This window comes from Nocardioides exalbidus (assembly GCF_900105585.1).
GTDB lineage: Bacteria > Actinomycetota > Actinomycetes > Propionibacteriales > Nocardioidaceae > Nocardioides > Nocardioides exalbidus.
This window is the reverse complement of the sequence record NZ_FNRT01000002.1, coordinates 1,107,980-1,123,519: the sequence shown is the minus strand read 5'-3', so window position 1 is coordinate 1,123,519 and position 15,540 is coordinate 1,107,980. Positions and strand designations below refer to the sequence as shown.

The window sequence follows — 15,540 nt, the reverse complement described above, 5'->3', positions numbered from 1 at the left end:
GTAAGCCTTGCCTTACTCACTCCCTACTCGGAGGGACGTACGTCCGTGCGCTCACCTTGGCAGCACCTCTTCCACCCCGCCAACGCGGGACGCTACCGCCGGGCCGTCGCCTCGGCGGTGGACCACCTCGTCGACCACCTGGAGGGGACCAGCGGCCGCCCGCTGACCGGGGTCTCGCCGCGCGAGGCCGCCGCCCGCGTGGCCGCCGTCGACCTCGACCGCCCGCTGGGCGAGGGATCGGAGGCGCTCGCCGAGCTCTCCTGCCTCTGGCTCGACGACGCGATCTGGTTCCACGAGCCGACCGCGGCGGCGCACCTCAACTGCCCGGTCGTCATCCCGGCGCTCGCGGCCGAGGTCTTCATCAGTGGGGTCAACTCCAGCCTCGACACCTTCGACCAGAGCGCCGGCGCCACCTTCATCGAGCGCCACCTCGTCGACTGGACCGCCGCCCGGATCGGGTACGACGACCGCGCGGACGGCGTCTTCACCACGGGTGGCACCCAGTCGAACCTCCAGGCCCTCCTGCTGGCCCGCGGCCAGAAGGAGGGGCACCGGGCGGAGGACCTCCGCATCTTCGCCAGCGCGGACGGCCACTTCTCGGTCCAGAAGGCCGCGCGGCTGCTCGGCCTCGGCGACGAGTCGGTCGTCCCGGTGCCCGTCGACGTCTCGCGCCGGATGGACCCGGGCGCGCTCTCGACCGCGCTGGCCGACTGCACCGCCACCGGCCGGACGCCGATGGCCGTCGTCGCGACCGCCGGCACCACCGACTTCGGCGCGATCGACCCGCTCCCCGAGGTCGCTGCTCTCGCGAAGGCCCACGGCGCGTGGTTCCACGTCGACGCGGCCTACGGCGGCGGGCTCCTCGTCTCGCCCCGGCGGCGCGGCTGGCTCGCCGGCATCGAGCTGGCCGACTCGGTGGCGATCGACTACCACAAGACCTGGTTCCAGCCGGTCTCGTGCAGTGCCCTCGTCGTCCGCGACGGGGCGACCCTCGGCCACGTCACCTGGCACGCCGACTACCTCAACCCGAAGGACTCCGCGCACCCCAACCAGGTCGACAAGAGCCTCCAGACCACACGCCGCTTCGAGGCGCTCAAGCTCTGGATGACCCTGCGGGTCATGGGCGCCGAGGCGATCGGCGAGCACCTCGACACCGTCATCGACCTCGCCGACGCGGTCGCCGCCGAGCTGACCGCGATGCCCGACATCGACGTCGCCGCGGCGCCCCGGCTGAGCACGATCGTGTTCCGCTGCTCCCCGCCCGGCCACGACGAGGCCGCGTTGACGGCGCTCAACGCCGCCATCCGCGCCGAGCTCTTCGACGACGGCCGCGCCCTTGTCGCGGCCACCAGGGTCGACGGCCGGTCCTACCTCAAGCTCACCCTGCTCAACCCGGTCGCGACCGTCGACGACATCCTCGGCGTCGTCGCGATGGTGCGGGAGGCCGGCGAGCGGCTGGCCGGTTCCCCGGCGTCAGGACGCGGCGATCGTCTGGCGGTGGCCCGATGACCGAGCACGCCCGCGAGCGCACCCACGACCTCCTCGGCATCGGCCTCGGCCCCTTCAACCTCGGCCTGGCCTGCCTCGCCGACCCGATCCCCGGCCTCGACGCCGTCTTCCTCGAGGCCGACAGCGGCTTCTCCTGGCACCCCGGGATGATGCTGCCCGACGCGACGCTGCAGGTGCCGTTCATGGCCGACCTGGTCACCCTCGCCGACCCGACGTCGCGCTTCTCCTACCTCGCGTTCCTCAAGGACGTCGGCCGGCTCTACCCGTTCTACATCCGCGAGAGCTTCTACCCCCTGCGCCGCGAGTACGACGACTACTGCCGCTGGGCCGCCGACCGCCTCGACTCGATCGAGCTCGGCGAGCGCGTGGTCGCGGTCGAGCACGACGGGGAGGCCTACGTCGTCCGCTCGGCGACCGGCCGCAGCTGGCGCACCCGTCACCTCGTGCTCGGCACCGGCACCGCGCCGCGCATCCCGTTCGCCATCGACGGTGCAGGGGAGGGCGGCGGACCTGCGCTCCACTCCGCCGACTACCTCGCCCGCAAGGAGGAGCTGCTCGCCACCGGCTCGATCACGGTCGTCGGCAGCGGCCAGTCCGCCGCGGAGGTCTACGCCGACCTGCTGGCCGAGCAGGAGACCCACGGGTTCGAGCTCGGCTGGGTCACCCGCTCGCCGCGGTTCTTCCCGATGGAGTACACCAAGCTCACCCTCGAGATGACCTCGCCGGAGTGGTCGTCGTACTTCCAGGCGCTGCCGGCACCACGCCGCGCCGAGGTGCAGCAGGGCCAGGCCGCGCTGTCGAAGGGGATCAGCTCCGACACGATCAACGCGATCTTCGACGAGCTCTACCGCCGCGAGGCCACGACCGGCGTCGAGACGACCCTGCTCACCGCGACCGAGGTGACCGCAGCCCGGTGGGACGGGAGGGCGTACGCCCTCGACCTGCGCCACACCGAGCAGGGCACCACCGGCCGGATGACGACCGAGTCGCTCGTGCTCGCCACCGGCTACGCGCCGCGCGTGCCCGACTTCCTCGACGGCGTCCGCGACCGGATCCGCTGGGACGAGCGCGGCCGCTTCCTCGCCGGCGGCACCTTCGCCGTCGACCACGCCGACAGCGAGGTCTTCGTGCAGAACGCCGAGGAGCACACGCACGGCTTCGTCGCGCCCGACCTCGGCATGGGGGCGATGCGCAACTCGGTGATCCTCGCCCAGGTGCTGGGCCGCGAGCCCTACCCCGTGGAGAAGCGGATCGCCTTCCAGGAGTGGGGCATCCCCGACCGCTTCCTCACGTCGTCGGTCGAGGAGGCGTCGTGAGACTGACCCTCGAACCCCTCGACACCGGTCGCGACCTGGCGCTGCTCCACGCGTGGGTCACCCACCCGCGGTCGGTCTTCTGGGGCATGCAGGACGCCACCCCGGCGCAGGTGCGCGACGACTACGCCAGGATCGCGGCCGACCCGCACCACGAGGCGCTGCTCGGCCGGGCCGACGGCGAGCCGGCGTTCCTCGTGGAGACGTACGACCCCGCGCACTCGCCGCTGGCCGGCCTCCCCGAGCTGCGGGCCGGTGACGTCGGCATGCACGTCCTCGTCGCGCCGACCGACCAGCCCGTCCACGGCTTCACCCGGGCCGTGATGCGCCGCGTGATGAAGGCGTGCTTCGCCGACCCCTCGGTGCGGCGCGTGGTGGTCGAGCCCGACGCCCGCAACCACCGGATCGCCGTGCTCAACGAGGCGGTCGGCTTCGTGGTCGCCCGCCACGTCGAGCTGGCCGACAAGACCGCGGCGCTGAGCTTCTGCACCCGCGCGGCCTTCCACGACTCCGCACTCGGAGGAGCAGCATGACCACCCACTCCAGCGCCGACCTGACCGCCCACCTCACCGCCCACCTCACTCCGGCGACGATGGCCCGGGCCCACCGCGAGCTCGTCGCCAAGGCGATCGCCGAGTTCACCCACGAGCGCCTGCTCGCACCACGGCCCCACGGCGACGTCTGGCAGCTCACGCTCGGCGCCTCGACCTACCTCTTCGAGGCGCGGCGCCACGCGCTCGAGCACTGGGTCGTCGACCCGGCGTCGGTCGTGCGCCTCGTCGGCGAGCGCCGGACCGCCGTCGACGCCCAGGACTTCGTCGTCGACTGCAACGAGCTGCTCGAGATCCCCGACCACCTGCTCGCGGTCTACCTCGAGGAGATCGCCAGCACGCTCGCCTCCGCGGCGTGGAAGCTCACCCACCACCGGCTCTCCTCGCGCGACCTCGTCGACGCCGACCACCAGACGATCGAGGCCGCGATGTCGGAGGGCCACCCGGGCTTCGTCGCCTGCAACGGCCGCATCGGCTTCGGGGTCGACGACTACGCCGCCTTCGCGCCGGAGACCGGCGCGGACGTGCGCCTGCACTGGGTCGCCGTACGCCGTGACGAGGCGCAGCTGTCCCTGTCCGAGGGGCGCACCGAGGAGCAGCACTACGCCGAGGAGCTCGGCCCCGACGTGCTCGTCGACTTCGAGAAGCGGCTGCGCGACCTGGGCCTCGACCCGGTCGACTACCTCTACCTGCCCGTCCACCCGTGGCAGTGGGCGAACCGGCTCGCGGTGACCTTCGCGCCCGACGTCGCGCGGCAGGCCGTCGTACCCCTCGGCGAGGTCGACGCCGTCCACCGCGCGCAGCAGTCGATCCGCACCTTCTTCCCCGTCGACCACCCCGGGCGGTCCTACGTGAAGGTCGCGCTCGCCGTGCAGAACATGGGCTTCCTCCGGGGCCTCTCGCCGGCCTACATGGCTGCCACGCCGGCGATCAACGACTGGGTCGCCAGCCTCGTCCGGGGGGACGACGAGCTGGCGGCCCTCGGCTTCACGGTGCTCCGGGAGCACGCGGCGATCGGCTGGACGGGCGACGCCTACCACCGCCTCCCTGTCACCTCGCCCTACCGCAAGATGGTCGCCGCGCTGTGGCGCGAGAGCCCGGTGCCGCAGCTGCGCGAGGGCGAGCGGCTGGCGACGATGGCCTCGCTGCTGCACCGCGACCGCGACGGCGTGCCGCTCGTCGGCGAGCTCGTCGCCGCGTCCGGGCTCGACCCGGCCGACTGGGTCGCGAGCTACCTGCGCGCCTACCTCCGCCCGCTCGTGCACTGTCTGCTCGCGCACGACCTCGCGTTCATGCCGCACGGGGAGAACCTGGTGATGGTGCTGCGCGACCACGTGCCGGTGCGGATGGTCATGAAGGACATCGGCGAGGAGGTCGCGGTGCTCACCGACCGGCCGCTGCCCGCGGAGGTCGAGCGGATCCGCTCGGTCGTCCCGCCCGCGACGGCCGCGCTCGCGATCCACACCGACGTCTTCGACGGGTTCCTGCGCCACCTCGGCGGGATCCTCGCCGGCGCCGACCTGCTGTGCGACGAGCACTTCTGGGAGCTGGTGCGCGAGACGATCGCGGGCCACCTCGACGACCACCCGGAGCTGGCCGGTGCCGCGGCGACCTACGACCTGCTGCGGGCGGAGTTCGCGCACTCGTGCCTCAACCGGCTCCAGCTGCGCAACACCCTCCAGATGGTCGACATCGCCGACCAGGCCGAGTCCCTGATCTACGCGGGCACGCTGGCCAACCCGGCAGCCGTGCGGGCGTGAGCGCCTCGTGAGCGTGCATCGGGACGCGCACGGCATCCCGCGCGTCCGCTCCGCCACCCTGCTCGACCTCGCGTTCGACCAGGGTCGGGTCACCGCGCACGACCGCGCCTGGCAGCTGACCGTCGAGCGGCTCCGCGGCGAGGGCCGGGTCGGCGTGCTCGGAGGCTCGGCCGCCTGGGACGCCTTCGCCGCCGACCTCGACGTCGCGGGCACCGCGCAGCGTGGCTTCGCGGCCCTCGACGCGGAGTCGCAGGCCTTCTTCGCGGCGTACGCCGACGGGGTGCGCGCCGGCTTCGCCGAGGGTGCGACCTCCCCCGAGCTCGTCTCCCATGGGGACCTCGGGGAGTGGCAGCCGTGGTCGTCGCTGGCGGTCTACCTCGTGCAGCACGTGCTCTTCGCCGGCTTCCCGACGAAGCTCTGGGCGGCGTCGGTCGAGCCCGGCCTCCACCCCCGGCTGGCCACGCTGCTGGGGGTCGAGCCGCCGCACGGGAGCAACGCCTTCGCCGTCGGCGCCGCCCGCACGACCACCGGGCTCCCGCTGATCGGGGCCGACCCGCACCGGGTCTTCGAGTCGCCGGGGATCTACCAGCAGGTCGGGCTGTCCTGCGACGAGGTCGACGTGGTCGGGCTGGCCTTCCCCGGCGTGCCGGGCGTGCAGCACTTCGGCCACACCGGCCACGTCGCGTGGGCGGTCACCCACGCGATGGCCGACTACCAGGACGCCAGTGTCGTGGACGGCCACCTCGTGGTCCGTACGCCGACCTCAGAGCTCGGCGACGTCGGGCTCGGCGCGATCCTGCCGCTGCTCCGCGCCCGGACGGTCGACGACGTCGACGCGGCGCTCGAGCACTGGGTCGAGCCGGTCAACAACGTGCTCGTCGCCGACACGACCGGGCGGGTTCTGCACCGGGTCGCGGGGAGGGTGCCGGTCCGATCCGGCGGCGCGTGGACGGGCTGGGTCGACCTCCCCCGGATCGAGGTCGGCCCCGACGAGGTCGCGGTCACCGCCAACGACCGCACCGACGAGCGGTGGGACGCCCTCGCCACGCGCTTCGCGCCGCCGTGGCGCCGCGACCGGATCGCGTCGCTGCTCGCGTCGGGAGGGGCCGACGCCGGCCTGGTCGACGTGCGACGCGCCGCCTCCGTGCTCACCGACCACCACGACGCGGCCGGCGCCGCGCTGCTGGGGCTGCTGCTGGGCCTCGACGACCTGCCCGAGCGCAGCGCCGCCGTCGTCGACCTGCTGCGTGCGTGGGACGGGTCGATGGCCGCCGACTCCGTCGCCGCGGGTGCCTACGCCGCCGTCCGCGACGCGGTCGTCGCTGCGGTCGTGGCCGACCCGGTGCTGGCGCCGGCGCGGTCGGCTGCGCCGCCGGTCCACGCCGAGGTGCTCGCGCCCTGGTGGCACCTGCCGTCGCGGATCGCCCGCGTCCTGCCCGACCTGGTGCGCGACCCGCCGCCCGGGCTCGACCTCGACGAGATCGCCCGCTCGGCGCTCGCCCAGGTCGCCGCGCTGCCCGACCAACCGTGGGGCGACCGGCACCGGCTCACCCCGATCCACGCGCACGCCGAGCTGCGCCTCGACCCGGTGCCGTACCTCCCCTCCGTCGCCGGCACCCCGCTCGACGGCGACGTCGAGTGCGTGGCGGCTGCCGCGTCGATCCCCGGCACCGACATGTCCGTCTCGGGCCCGATCGCCCGGATCGTGTGGGACCTGTCGGACCGGTCGCGCAGCCGCTGGGCCGTGCCGCTCGGCGCCTCCGGGATCGTCGGTGACCCGCACCACGACGACCAGCTCACCTCCTGGAAGGACGGAACCTTGCTCCCTGTCGCCTCGCACACCTTCAGCCTCCGACCGGTCTCGCCCGTCGCGGACGCGTCGCTGCTGCACGGCTGGTTCACCGAGCCCCGCGCGGCCTTCTGGGGCATAGGCACCCGCTCGCCGGAGGAGGTCGGCGACATCTACGCCTGGATCGACGAGCAGCCGCACCTCACCGCCTCGCTCGCGCTGCTCGACGACCACCCGGTCGGCTTGCTGCAGACCTACGACCCGTTCGTCGACGAGATCGGCGAGCACTACGACCGGCGCTCCGGCGACCTCGGTGTGCACCTCTTCCTCGCCTCCGACGCCGCGCGCGCCGGGCACACGGCCGAGCTGACGGCGTACCTCCTCGAGCAGGTCTTCGCCGACCCGGCCGTGGTCCGGCTGGTCCTCGAGCCCGACGTCGACAACGCCGCGTCGATCGCCCTGCTGCGGCGCCTCGGCGCCGAGCTCGGTCCGGTCACCGAGGTCCCCGCCCCGATGCCCGACCTGCCGGCCAAGAAGGCCCAGTTCGCCTTCCTCGCCCGCCGGCCTGAGCGGTGAGTGAGCCACATTCCCGCGGCCTGCAATGTGGCTGGGCCACCGCCAGCCGGCGCGTCGTTGTGCGCCACACCCCCGGGCGGTGTGTGAGCCACATTCCAGCGGCCCGGAATGTGGCTCACACACCGCTCGGAGCTCAGGCGAGCGCGAGCGTCGCGTCGAGGACGAACGCCGGGTCCTCGAGCCGGTCGCCGTAGATCTCGCGGAGCTGCTGCACCCGGTAGCGCACGGTCTGGGCGTGCACGAAGAGCTCCTCGGCGACGGCGTCGCGGCGACCGTGGTTCAGCAGCCAGCTGCGGAGGGTGTCGGTGAGCTTCTCGGCGGTCGAGGGCCGCAGGTCGGCGAGCGGCGCGAGCACGCGCGCGCGGAGCTCGGCGCGCGCGTCGGCGTCGGCGGCGAGCACGAGCGCGGCGAGGTGGTCGTCGGAGTCGACCAGGCCGCTGAGCCCCAGGGCGGAGCAGCGGAGGGCGCGCCGGTGCGAGCCGGCCACCTCCAGCCAGGGGGTGCCGGGCCCGACGACGGCGTCGGTGCCGCGCAGGGCCCGGAGCAACGTACGGCGTGAGGTGGCCGACCCGGTCGAGGGCACGAGCAGCGACGCGTGTCCCTCGGGCAGGCCGGGCACCTCGTCGGTCGGCTGGAGCGTGCGGGAGTCCAGGGCGGTCAGGGCGTGGGAGACCTGCGACTCGGGCAGCACCACCGCGGTCAGCGCGCCGGGCGGCTCCCAGTCGGCGCGCTCGGCGGCGGCGTTGACCGCGTCGGCCGGGGCGCCGTTGAGCAGCGCGCGGGCGAGCCGCTCGAGGTTGCGCTGCCGCACGCGACCGCTGCTCTCGAGCTCGTCGGTGTGCCCGGCGACCGAGGCCGCGGACAGCTCGTCGATGTAGGCGAACACCAGCTCGGCGAAGCTGGCCAGCTGGCCGGCGTCGATGCCCGCCCGGACGGCCGTGTCGGCCATGTCGTGCCACGACTTCCGGGCGCCGACCCGGTAGGCCGCGAGCAGTGCCTCGGCAGTGCGACCGCTGCGGGCCTCGCCGCGGCCGAGCTGGTAGGCGCCCTCCATCGCCGTGGCGCGGGGCGCCTCGAGGCCCTGGCGGGTGGCCAGCGTCAGGAAGCCACCGAGGGCGAGCTGCACGGCGTTGCGGATGACCTCGCCCATCCGCCCGGTCAGCGCCCCGGCATAGCTCGGCACCTCGTCGATGATCGCGAGCACGACGTTGTCGGCGACCTCGGCCAGGCGCCCGCGCAACGCGGCGGCCACCTCGGCGTCAAGGGCCACCACGGTCTGCACTTGTGTGCTCGGACGCACAGGATGGGATGTCACAGCAACTCCACAGGGCGACAATTGTTCGCGGCGAACAAGAGTCTAGCCCCGATTCACGTGCGCAGGGCAGGAACCCGACCCCCGGATCCGCGACTCTTGATGACATGAGCACGACTCTCGAGCCGACCCGGCAGGACGCACCGCGGGGCAAGCGCGTGCGCGACCAGCTGGTCCGCGTCGCCGAGGCCGCGACCACGCCCTACCTGCCCTCCGACTTCATGGACCTCTTCGCGCCGCTCCGCAGCGGCGCCGACCTCCGCGGTCGCATCGAGTCCGTCCACCCCGAGACCGCCGACGCGGCGACCATCGTGATCCGCCCCGGCGCCGACTGGGCCGGCCACGTGCCCGGCCAGTACCTCCGCATCGGCATCGACGTCGACGGCGTACGCCAGTGGCGGGCCTACTCCCTCACCCACGGCCCGCGCCGCGACGGCCGCATCTCGATCACGGTCAAGGCCGTGCCCGGCGGCCTCGTCAGCAACCACCTCGTCCACGAGGCGAGGCCCGGCACGCTCGTCCACCTCGAGCAGGCGGCCGGCGAGTTCGTCCTCCCGCCCGCCGGCGGCAAGTTCCTCATGGTCACCGCCGGCTCCGGCATCACGCCGGTCATCGGGATGCTGCGCAACCTCTTCCCGAGCACCGACGAGGGCGTCCTGCGCCCGGCCCGCAGCGCCGTCCACGACATCGTCGTCGTCCACGTGGCGCCGAGCCGGCCGCACTCGATCTTCATCCGCGACCTGGAGGCGCTCGCCGCCGCCGGCGCGATCCGCCTCGTCGCGAGGTACGACGACGAGCACGGCGTGCTCGAGGTCGACCACCTGGCCGACCTGGTCCCCGACCTCGGCGAGCGGGCGACGCTGGCCTGCGGCCCGGCCGGCCTGCTCGACGCCCTCGGCGCCCACCACGACGAGGCGGGCATCAGCCTGACGACCGAGCAGTTCCGCACCAGCCGGGTCGAGCCGGGCGAGGGCGGCACCGTCGCCTTCTCCTGCGGCACCACCCTCGACCTCGACGGCGCCACGCCGATCCTCGACGCCGCCGAGGAGGCCGGGAAGCTGATGCCGAGCGGCTGCCGGATGGGCATCTGCATGGGCTGCGTCATCCCGCTGCGCGAGGGCAGCGTCCGCGACCTCCGCGACGGAGCCATCACCACGGCCGTCCCCGGCGAGAGCGGCGCCGTCAAGGTGCAGACCTGCATCAACGCCGCCGCCGGCCCGTGCCACTTCGACCACTGACACCCGACCTCCCCGACACCCCCAGGAGAGCGACATGACCACCGTCCAGAAGAAGGCCGTCCTCGGCCAGACCAACCCGATCGCGCACCTCACCGAGGCTGACATCGAGCAGCTCGGCCACGAGCTCGACGCCATCCGCCAGGAGGTCCTCGACACCCGGGGCGCCGGCGACGCGGCCTACATCCGCAAGGTGATCGACACCCAGCGCAAGCTCGAGCTGGGCTCCCGCGCGGTCCTGCTCTTCAGCGCCTTCCCGCCGGCGTGGGTCCTCGGCACGCTCGGCCTGAGCGTCTCCAAGATCCTCGACAACATGGAGATCGGCCACAACATCCTCCACGGCCAGTGGGACTGGATGCGCGACCCGAAGATCCACTCCAGCGTCTGGGAGTGGGACATGGCCTCGCCCGCCGAGCAGTGGAAGCACAGCCACAACGAGCTCCACCACACCTACACCAACGTCATCGGCAAGGACAACGACCTCGGCTACGGCATCATGCGCGTCGACGAGGACCAGCCGTGGACCCCGTCCTCGCTCGCCCAGCCGGTGTTCTGCTTCATCAACGCCGTCTTCTTCGAGTACGGCATCGCCGCCTACGACCTCGAGCTCGGCGCGGTCATCGCCAAGAAGCAGACCAAGGACCCCGACTTCCGCCGCCGCGCGAAGCAGGTCCTCACCAAGATCCGCAAGCAGGCCACCAAGGACTACGTCGTCCACCCGCTGCTGTCGATCCCGACCGGCTCGTTCCTCCCGACGCTCGCGGCCAACTTCACCGCCAACGTCGTGCGCAACCTCTGGTCGAACTCCGTCATCCTCTGCGGCCACTTCCCCGAGGGCGTCGAGACCTTCGAGAAGCGCTCCATCGAGGGCGAGACCAAGGGCGAGTGGTACGTCCGCCAGATGCTCGGCAGCGCCAACATCTCGGGGTCCAAGGCCCTCCACATCATGACCGGCAACCTGTCGCACCAGATCGAGCACCACCTCTTCCCCGACCTGCCGTCCAACCGCTACGCCGAGATCGCGCCGAAGGTCCAGGCCCTCTTCGAGAAGTACGACCTCACCTACTGCGCGCGTCCGATGCCGCAGCAGGTCGCCTCGGCCTGGCACAAGGTCATCCGGCTCTCGCTGCCCAACGGCTGGCTCGCGACGACCAACAAGAAGAACGCGCCGCAGCAGCTCGCGATCCTCTACAAGATGGCCACCGGCGACCGCCGCACCCGCCGCCTGCTGGGCCGCAAGCTCGAGAGCGAGTCGCGCGCGATGGCGAAGGCCGCCTGAGCGCTCGAGGACGGATTCCTCGGCATCTCTTGACAGTTGACAAGGATTCCACTGGTCTAGCCCTCGGTAATTGCACGGATGTATCAGGACGCGACCAGGAGCATCCTTGAGTGCAACAGCAACACATGGGGTGGGAAACGATGACCAGCAACACGTGTGACACAGGGGCGGACCAGTGATCCGCATCGGCTCCGTGGGGGAGTCGGCGTACGACGTCCGGGGGGACACGAAGCGGGACAGGGCACTCGCCGTGCCACGTCCGCGGACGCCGGTGGACAACGGTTCGGCGGTGCGTCCGCCGGTCGGGTGAGGCGTCGGGGGGACGCCCACCACCTGGGAGGCACACGGCTCGGGCCGGCGGTCGGGGGGACCGTCGGCCCGAGCCTGTCTCCGTGCCCGTTTCCGTGCCCGTTTCCGTGCGCGTCCTTCAAGGCGGCGCGAGGTCCTTGCAGACTTCCCACAGGGATCCATTAGTAAAGGCTTCTCGGGTGGCGCGCTCCTAGCCTTGCCGCAGGCGGTCCGTGGGGGACCGAGGTGGGAAAGCAGGGAGTCATGAAGCGCGAGTTCACCGACGAGGTCGTGGACCTCACGGGACGGATCAAGTCCCTCGACCAGTTCGACGGATCGCTGGTCGCCAGGCGCGAGCCCGTGGCCGACGCCATCCCGATCAGCGACGCCCCGAGCCAGCTGTTGCCGGCGCCGCGTCGCTCGCGCGTCTTCCTGCGCGGCGGCGAGGGCCACGGCTCGTTCGCCGACCTCACGCTGACCGCACCGCGGCCGCGGCCCGCGTCCGAGTGACCGACCGAACACGTGACCGACTGAACAACGGGCTGCCGATGCGCCTCCCGGCCGAGGACGGTCGGCGCCTCTAGAGTCGCCCGGTGGTCTGGCTGGTCGCTGCGCTCCTGCTCGCCTGGATCGCGTGGGGACCGGTCGTCCTGGTCGTCGCGGCCGGGCTGCTCTGCATCCCGCGCCTGCGCTGGTGGGTGCAGGACCGCACCGACCTCGACCGTCGCACGGCGGGCTGGGTCGCCGGCTTCGTGGTCGCACTCGTCGGTGCGGTGCTCGTCGTCCCCGACGGGTGGCTGCCGATCCCGCCCGCGCCGGGGGTGATGGCGGGTCCGTCGTACGCCGGCCGCCCGGCGTCGGCGCGTCCCGTCGCCGCCGAGGTGGTGACCAACCCGCACGTCGCGGCCCCCGACTCGACGACCAGGCCCGGCCCGCTGGGCCTGCAGCCCGAGGTCGAGACGTCCTGGCTCGGCCTCCAGCGGTGCGGCCGGATCCTGCCGACGTCCCGCGACGCGCTCGTCGCGCTCTGCACCGGCCGGTCGGGCGAGAGCCTCCGGGTGGTCGACCCCGCCTCGATGCGCCCCACCGCGACGCGCGACCTGCCGGCCCCGGGCAAGGGCGGCTGCACGACGACCGGCTTCTACCTCGACGACGCCGACCGCGCCGTCGTCGCCACCGCCGACCGGCAGGTCGTCGTGGTCCCCACCGCCCCGTCGGGCAAGGACGCCGAGGTCGACCTCACGACCGAGCTGGGCTGGGACCTCAAGCCCTGGATCCCCTACGGCGACTGCGTCGTCGACGTCGTCCCCGACTGGCCCGGCCGGCTGTGGTGGGTCTCCCGCGCCGGCCTGGTCGGCACGATCACCCCGGAGACGGGCGCGGTCGAGGTGCTCGACCTCGACGAGGCGGTCGCGCACGGGCTCGCCGTCGACGGCCAGGGGGTGTACGTCGTCACCGACGCGGCGCTGCACCGGCTCGAGGCCGGCGCGGACGGCGTACCCCGCGACGCGTGGCGCACCGAGACGGCCGGCCCCAGCGGCTCGGCCCCGGTGCTGGTCGACGGCGGCATCGTGGCGGTCACCGACGAGGACGACGACCAGCTCGGAGTGGTGTTCGTGGCACGCGCGACCGGCGAGGGCGTGTGCCGCCAGGCGGTCTTCGAGAAGGGCCACGGCGCCACCGGGAGCGACCTCGCCCCGGTCGGGTCGGGCGTCGTCGTCACCAACAACGACGACTACTCCTCGCCCCGCAGCACCCTCCTCGGGTTCACCAGCAGTCCCGGCATCGCGCGCGTCGACCTCGTCGACGGCGGCTGCGTCGTGCAGTGGACCAACGAGGCCGCCTCACCGGGCTCGGGCGTCACGGCCAGCTGGCCCCAGGGGCTCGTCTACGCGTGGACCAAGCGCCCGTCGTTCACCGGCGTCAGCGCGTGGTACCTCACCGCGATCGACGTCGCCTCCGGACGCAGCATGTGGAGCGTGCGCACCGGCACCGGCCTGCTCGCCGGCAGCGACGGCTCGACGATCACCCTCGGCGCCGACGGCTCCGCCTGGCTCGGCACGCTCGCCGGGCTCGTCCGGGTCCGCGACCGCTCCTGACCCACGACGGTCAGGGCCAGGTGAGGTCGACCGTCTTCTCGCTCAGCTCCCAGAGGCGGCGCTGGGCCATCTCGTCGTGCGCGAGCGCCGTGGCGCCGACGATGCCGGGAGCTCCGCTGCCCTGACCCAGGCCGCTGGGACCGACGTAGGTCCCACCCGGCAGGTCCTCGGTCGCGGCCATCAGCGTCGGCCAGGCACCGGCGTGCGCCGGCTGGGAGACCGCCCGCACGGCGGCGTCCATGATGGAGGCCACCCGGCCCTGCGTGGAGGAGAGCTGGCCGTTGACGACGAGGTGCGTGCCGGCGAACCCCGGGTGCGCGGCCATGGCCTGCACCGGCAGGCCGGCGCGCCGCAGCCGCCGGTCGAGCTCGAAGGTGAAGAGCAGGTTGGCCAGCTTGGTCTGGCCGTAGACCCGCCAGCGGCTGTAGCGCCGGCGCTCGTGCGGGTCGCCGAGCGGGGCGGAGCGCGCGACCCGGTGCATCTGCGACGACAGGGTCACGACGCGACCGTCGCCCGACGCGACGAGCTGGTCGAGCAGCAGCCCGGTCAGGAGGAACGGCCCGAAGTGGTTGGTCGCCAGCTGCGACTCGAGCCGGTCGACGGTCCGCCGGTAGGGCGTGGCCATGATGCCGGCGTTGTTGACGAGGAGGTGGAGCGGGCCGAGCCCGGCTGCCTCCGCGGCGGCCGTGCGGACCGACGCGAGGTCGGCCAGGTCGACGACGAGGGTCTCGAGCGACGCCCCGGGCACCTCGTCGCGGATCGCCGCGGCCGCGGCGTCCAGCTTGTCCGGCGTACGTCCTGCCAGCGCGACGCGCGCACCCGCGCGCGCGAGCTCGAGCGCGGTGAACCAGCCGAGGCCGCCCAGCGTCGGGCCGGTGACGAGTGCCGTGCGCCCGGTGAGGTCGGGGATGTCGGCCGTGGTCCACGCGTCGCGGCTCACGGGGTGACGCCCATCGAGGCGACGACGCGCTCGCCCAGGTCGGTGTCGCCGGTGATCCGGACGCCGTCGGGCGACGCTCGCCGCCGGCCGCCCGCCAGGACCACGAAGGTCTCCCGGTCCATCGCGATGGTCACGCCGGGCTCGGTGTCGACGTCGCCGGGCCGGCCGCGACCGTCCTCGCCGACCTCGGCGACGGCCGGCGCATGCCCCTCCACCTCGAGGCGTACGACGCTCCCCGCCGGCGCCTGCGCCTTCTTGCCCACGATGAAGGGCAGGCTCTCCAGCAGGTAGTCCACCGCGTGGAGCGCCGGGGCGTTGCCGAGGTTGCCGGGCTTGTCGAGCGCGCGGCGGATGTCCTGCTCGTGCATCCACACGTCGAGCGGACGGTTGCGCAGCAGCAGCCCGGTGCTCCAGCCGATCGCACCGAAGACCGCGGGCGCCGGTGCGGCGGCGTCGGTGGGCGGGTCGGCGAGCAGCTGGGTGTGGCGGGCCGTGGTCGACTCGTGGATCTCCGTGATCAGGGCGTCCGTCGCCGCCTGCCGCCGGGCCACCACGCCCTGCTCGGTGAACTGGCCCATCATCCCGTGCGCGTGCGGGGCCTCGCCGATCTCGACGTCGTCGTGCGGCCGCCCGGCGAGCAGCGACTCGAGGTGCGCGGTGTGCGCGGCGACCGCCTGGACGTCCCACCCGGGCAGGTCGGTCTGCGTCGACCACTCGTCGTCGCCCACCTCCTCGAGCAGCCGGGTGAAGTCGTCGACCGCCTCCCACCACACCGCGACGTAGGACGCGAGGCGCTCCTGATCACTCATGTGCCGAGCCTAGGGCCCGCCCTTCCACGCCGATGGTCCGATGGGGTGGTTTTCGGCCGATCGCGCACGCCGGAGCCCGC

General features: G+C 73.3%; 12 protein-coding genes. 9 read left to right on the top strand and 3 right to left on the bottom strand.

Going from position 1 to position 15,540, the window contains the following annotated elements; genetic code table 11:
* Positions 1-45: 45 nt before the first annotated feature.
* Genes BLV76_RS05740 through BLV76_RS05725 form a run of 5 tightly spaced genes read left to right on the top strand, consistent with a single transcriptional unit; the run spans position 46 to position 7,498 of the window.
* A complete protein-coding gene (locus BLV76_RS05740; protein ID WP_217630270.1) occupies positions 46-1,509 on the top strand; it encodes a pyridoxal phosphate-dependent decarboxylase family protein in 1,464 nt (487 codons plus the stop codon).
* Complete coding sequence (locus BLV76_RS05735) at positions 1,506-2,825, top strand: lysine N(6)-hydroxylase/L-ornithine N(5)-oxygenase family protein (RefSeq protein WP_090968267.1); 1,320 nt, start codon at positions 1,506-1,508, stop codon at positions 2,823-2,825. Before BLV76_RS05740 ends, BLV76_RS05735 begins: the two co-directional genes overlap by 4 nt.
* Positions 2,822-3,355, top strand: a complete 534-nt coding sequence (locus tag BLV76_RS22440) for a GNAT family N-acetyltransferase (RefSeq protein WP_175539591.1) — start codon at positions 2,822-2,824, stop codon at positions 3,353-3,355. The genes BLV76_RS05735 and BLV76_RS22440 overlap by 4 nt, the downstream gene beginning before the upstream one ends.
* Positions 3,352-5,133, top strand: a complete 1,782-nt coding sequence (locus BLV76_RS05730; RefSeq protein WP_175539590.1) for an IucA/IucC family protein — start codon at positions 3,352-3,354, stop codon at positions 5,131-5,133. Before BLV76_RS22440 ends, BLV76_RS05730 begins: the two co-directional genes overlap by 4 nt.
* 7 nt (positions 5,134-5,140) lie before the next feature.
* Complete coding sequence (locus BLV76_RS05725; RefSeq protein ID WP_090968266.1) at positions 5,141-7,498, top strand: GNAT family N-acetyltransferase; 2,358 nt, start codon at positions 5,141-5,143, stop codon at positions 7,496-7,498.
* Between the two features lie 133 nt (positions 7,499-7,631).
* Here BLV76_RS05725 and BLV76_RS05720 read toward each other — a convergent pair whose 3' ends face one another.
* A complete protein-coding gene (locus tag BLV76_RS05720; RefSeq protein WP_245734558.1) occupies positions 7,632-8,771 on the bottom strand; it encodes a PucR-like N-terminal domain-containing protein in 1,140 nt (379 codons plus the stop codon).
* Positions 8,772-8,917: 146 nt separating this feature from the next.
* Here BLV76_RS05720 and BLV76_RS05715 point away from each other — a divergent pair, with 146 nt between their 5' ends.
* The 4 genes from BLV76_RS05715 (at position 8,918) to BLV76_RS05700 (ending at position 13,711) form a co-directional block, all read left to right on the top strand.
* The gene (locus tag BLV76_RS05715) at positions 8,918-10,048 is read left to right on the top strand and encodes a ferredoxin reductase (RefSeq protein WP_090968264.1); all 1,131 of its coding nucleotides are present in this window, start codon (positions 8,918-8,920) and stop codon (positions 10,046-10,048) included.
* A 34-nt stretch (positions 10,049-10,082) separates the two neighbouring features.
* Positions 10,083-11,324: a fatty acid desaturase family protein gene (locus BLV76_RS05710; protein ID WP_090968263.1), complete on the top strand. Its 1,242-nt coding sequence runs from the start codon at positions 10,083-10,085 to the stop codon at positions 11,322-11,324.
* Between the two features lie 552 nt (positions 11,325-11,876).
* Positions 11,877-12,122 carry a hypothetical protein gene (locus BLV76_RS05705; protein ID WP_090968262.1) on the top strand — a complete coding sequence of 82 codons (246 nt, stop codon included), beginning with the start codon at positions 11,877-11,879 and terminating at the stop codon, positions 12,120-12,122.
* A gap of 83 nt (positions 12,123-12,205) precedes the next feature.
* Entirely contained in the window at positions 12,206-13,711 is a 1,506-nt protein-coding gene (locus BLV76_RS05700; protein ID WP_090968261.1) for a PQQ-binding-like beta-propeller repeat protein, read from the top strand.
* Between the two features lie 10 nt (positions 13,712-13,721).
* On the opposite strand, the gene BLV76_RS05695 is transcribed toward BLV76_RS05700, so the two are convergent.
* Positions 13,722-14,651 carry an oxidoreductase gene (locus tag BLV76_RS05695; protein ID WP_090968260.1) on the bottom strand — a complete coding sequence of 310 codons (930 nt, stop codon included), beginning with the start codon at positions 14,649-14,651 and terminating at the stop codon, positions 13,722-13,724.
* On the bottom strand, positions 14,648-15,460 hold the full coding sequence (locus BLV76_RS05690) for a maleylpyruvate isomerase family mycothiol-dependent enzyme (protein ID WP_090968259.1): 813 nt from the start codon (positions 15,458-15,460) through the stop codon (positions 14,648-14,650). Before BLV76_RS05690 ends, BLV76_RS05695 begins: the two co-directional genes overlap by 4 nt.
* Positions 15,461-15,540 lie beyond the last annotated feature (80 nt).

What these genes read in the sequence shown, in the direction of transcription:
- BLV76_RS05735 (WP_090968267.1), top strand. Translation starts at nt 1,506, where the DNA reads ATGACCGAGCACGCCCGCGAGCGCACCCACGACCTCCTCGGCATCGGC.
- BLV76_RS05730 (WP_175539590.1), top strand. Translation starts at nt 3,352, where the DNA reads ATGACCACCCACTCCAGCGCCGACCTGACCGCCCACCTCACCGCCCAC.
- BLV76_RS05715 (WP_090968264.1), top strand. Translation starts at nt 8,918, where the DNA reads ATGAGCACGACTCTCGAGCCGACCCGGCAGGACGCACCGCGGGGCAAG.
- BLV76_RS05710 (WP_090968263.1), top strand. Translation starts at nt 10,083, where the DNA reads ATGACCACCGTCCAGAAGAAGGCCGTCCTCGGCCAGACCAACCCGATC.
- BLV76_RS05705 (WP_090968262.1), top strand. Translation starts at nt 11,877, where the DNA reads ATGAAGCGCGAGTTCACCGACGAGGTCGTGGACCTCACGGGACGGATC.
- BLV76_RS05690 (WP_090968259.1), bottom strand. Translation starts at nt 15,460, where the DNA reads ATGAGTGATCAGGAGCGCCTCGCGTCCTACGTCGCGGTGTGGTGGGAG.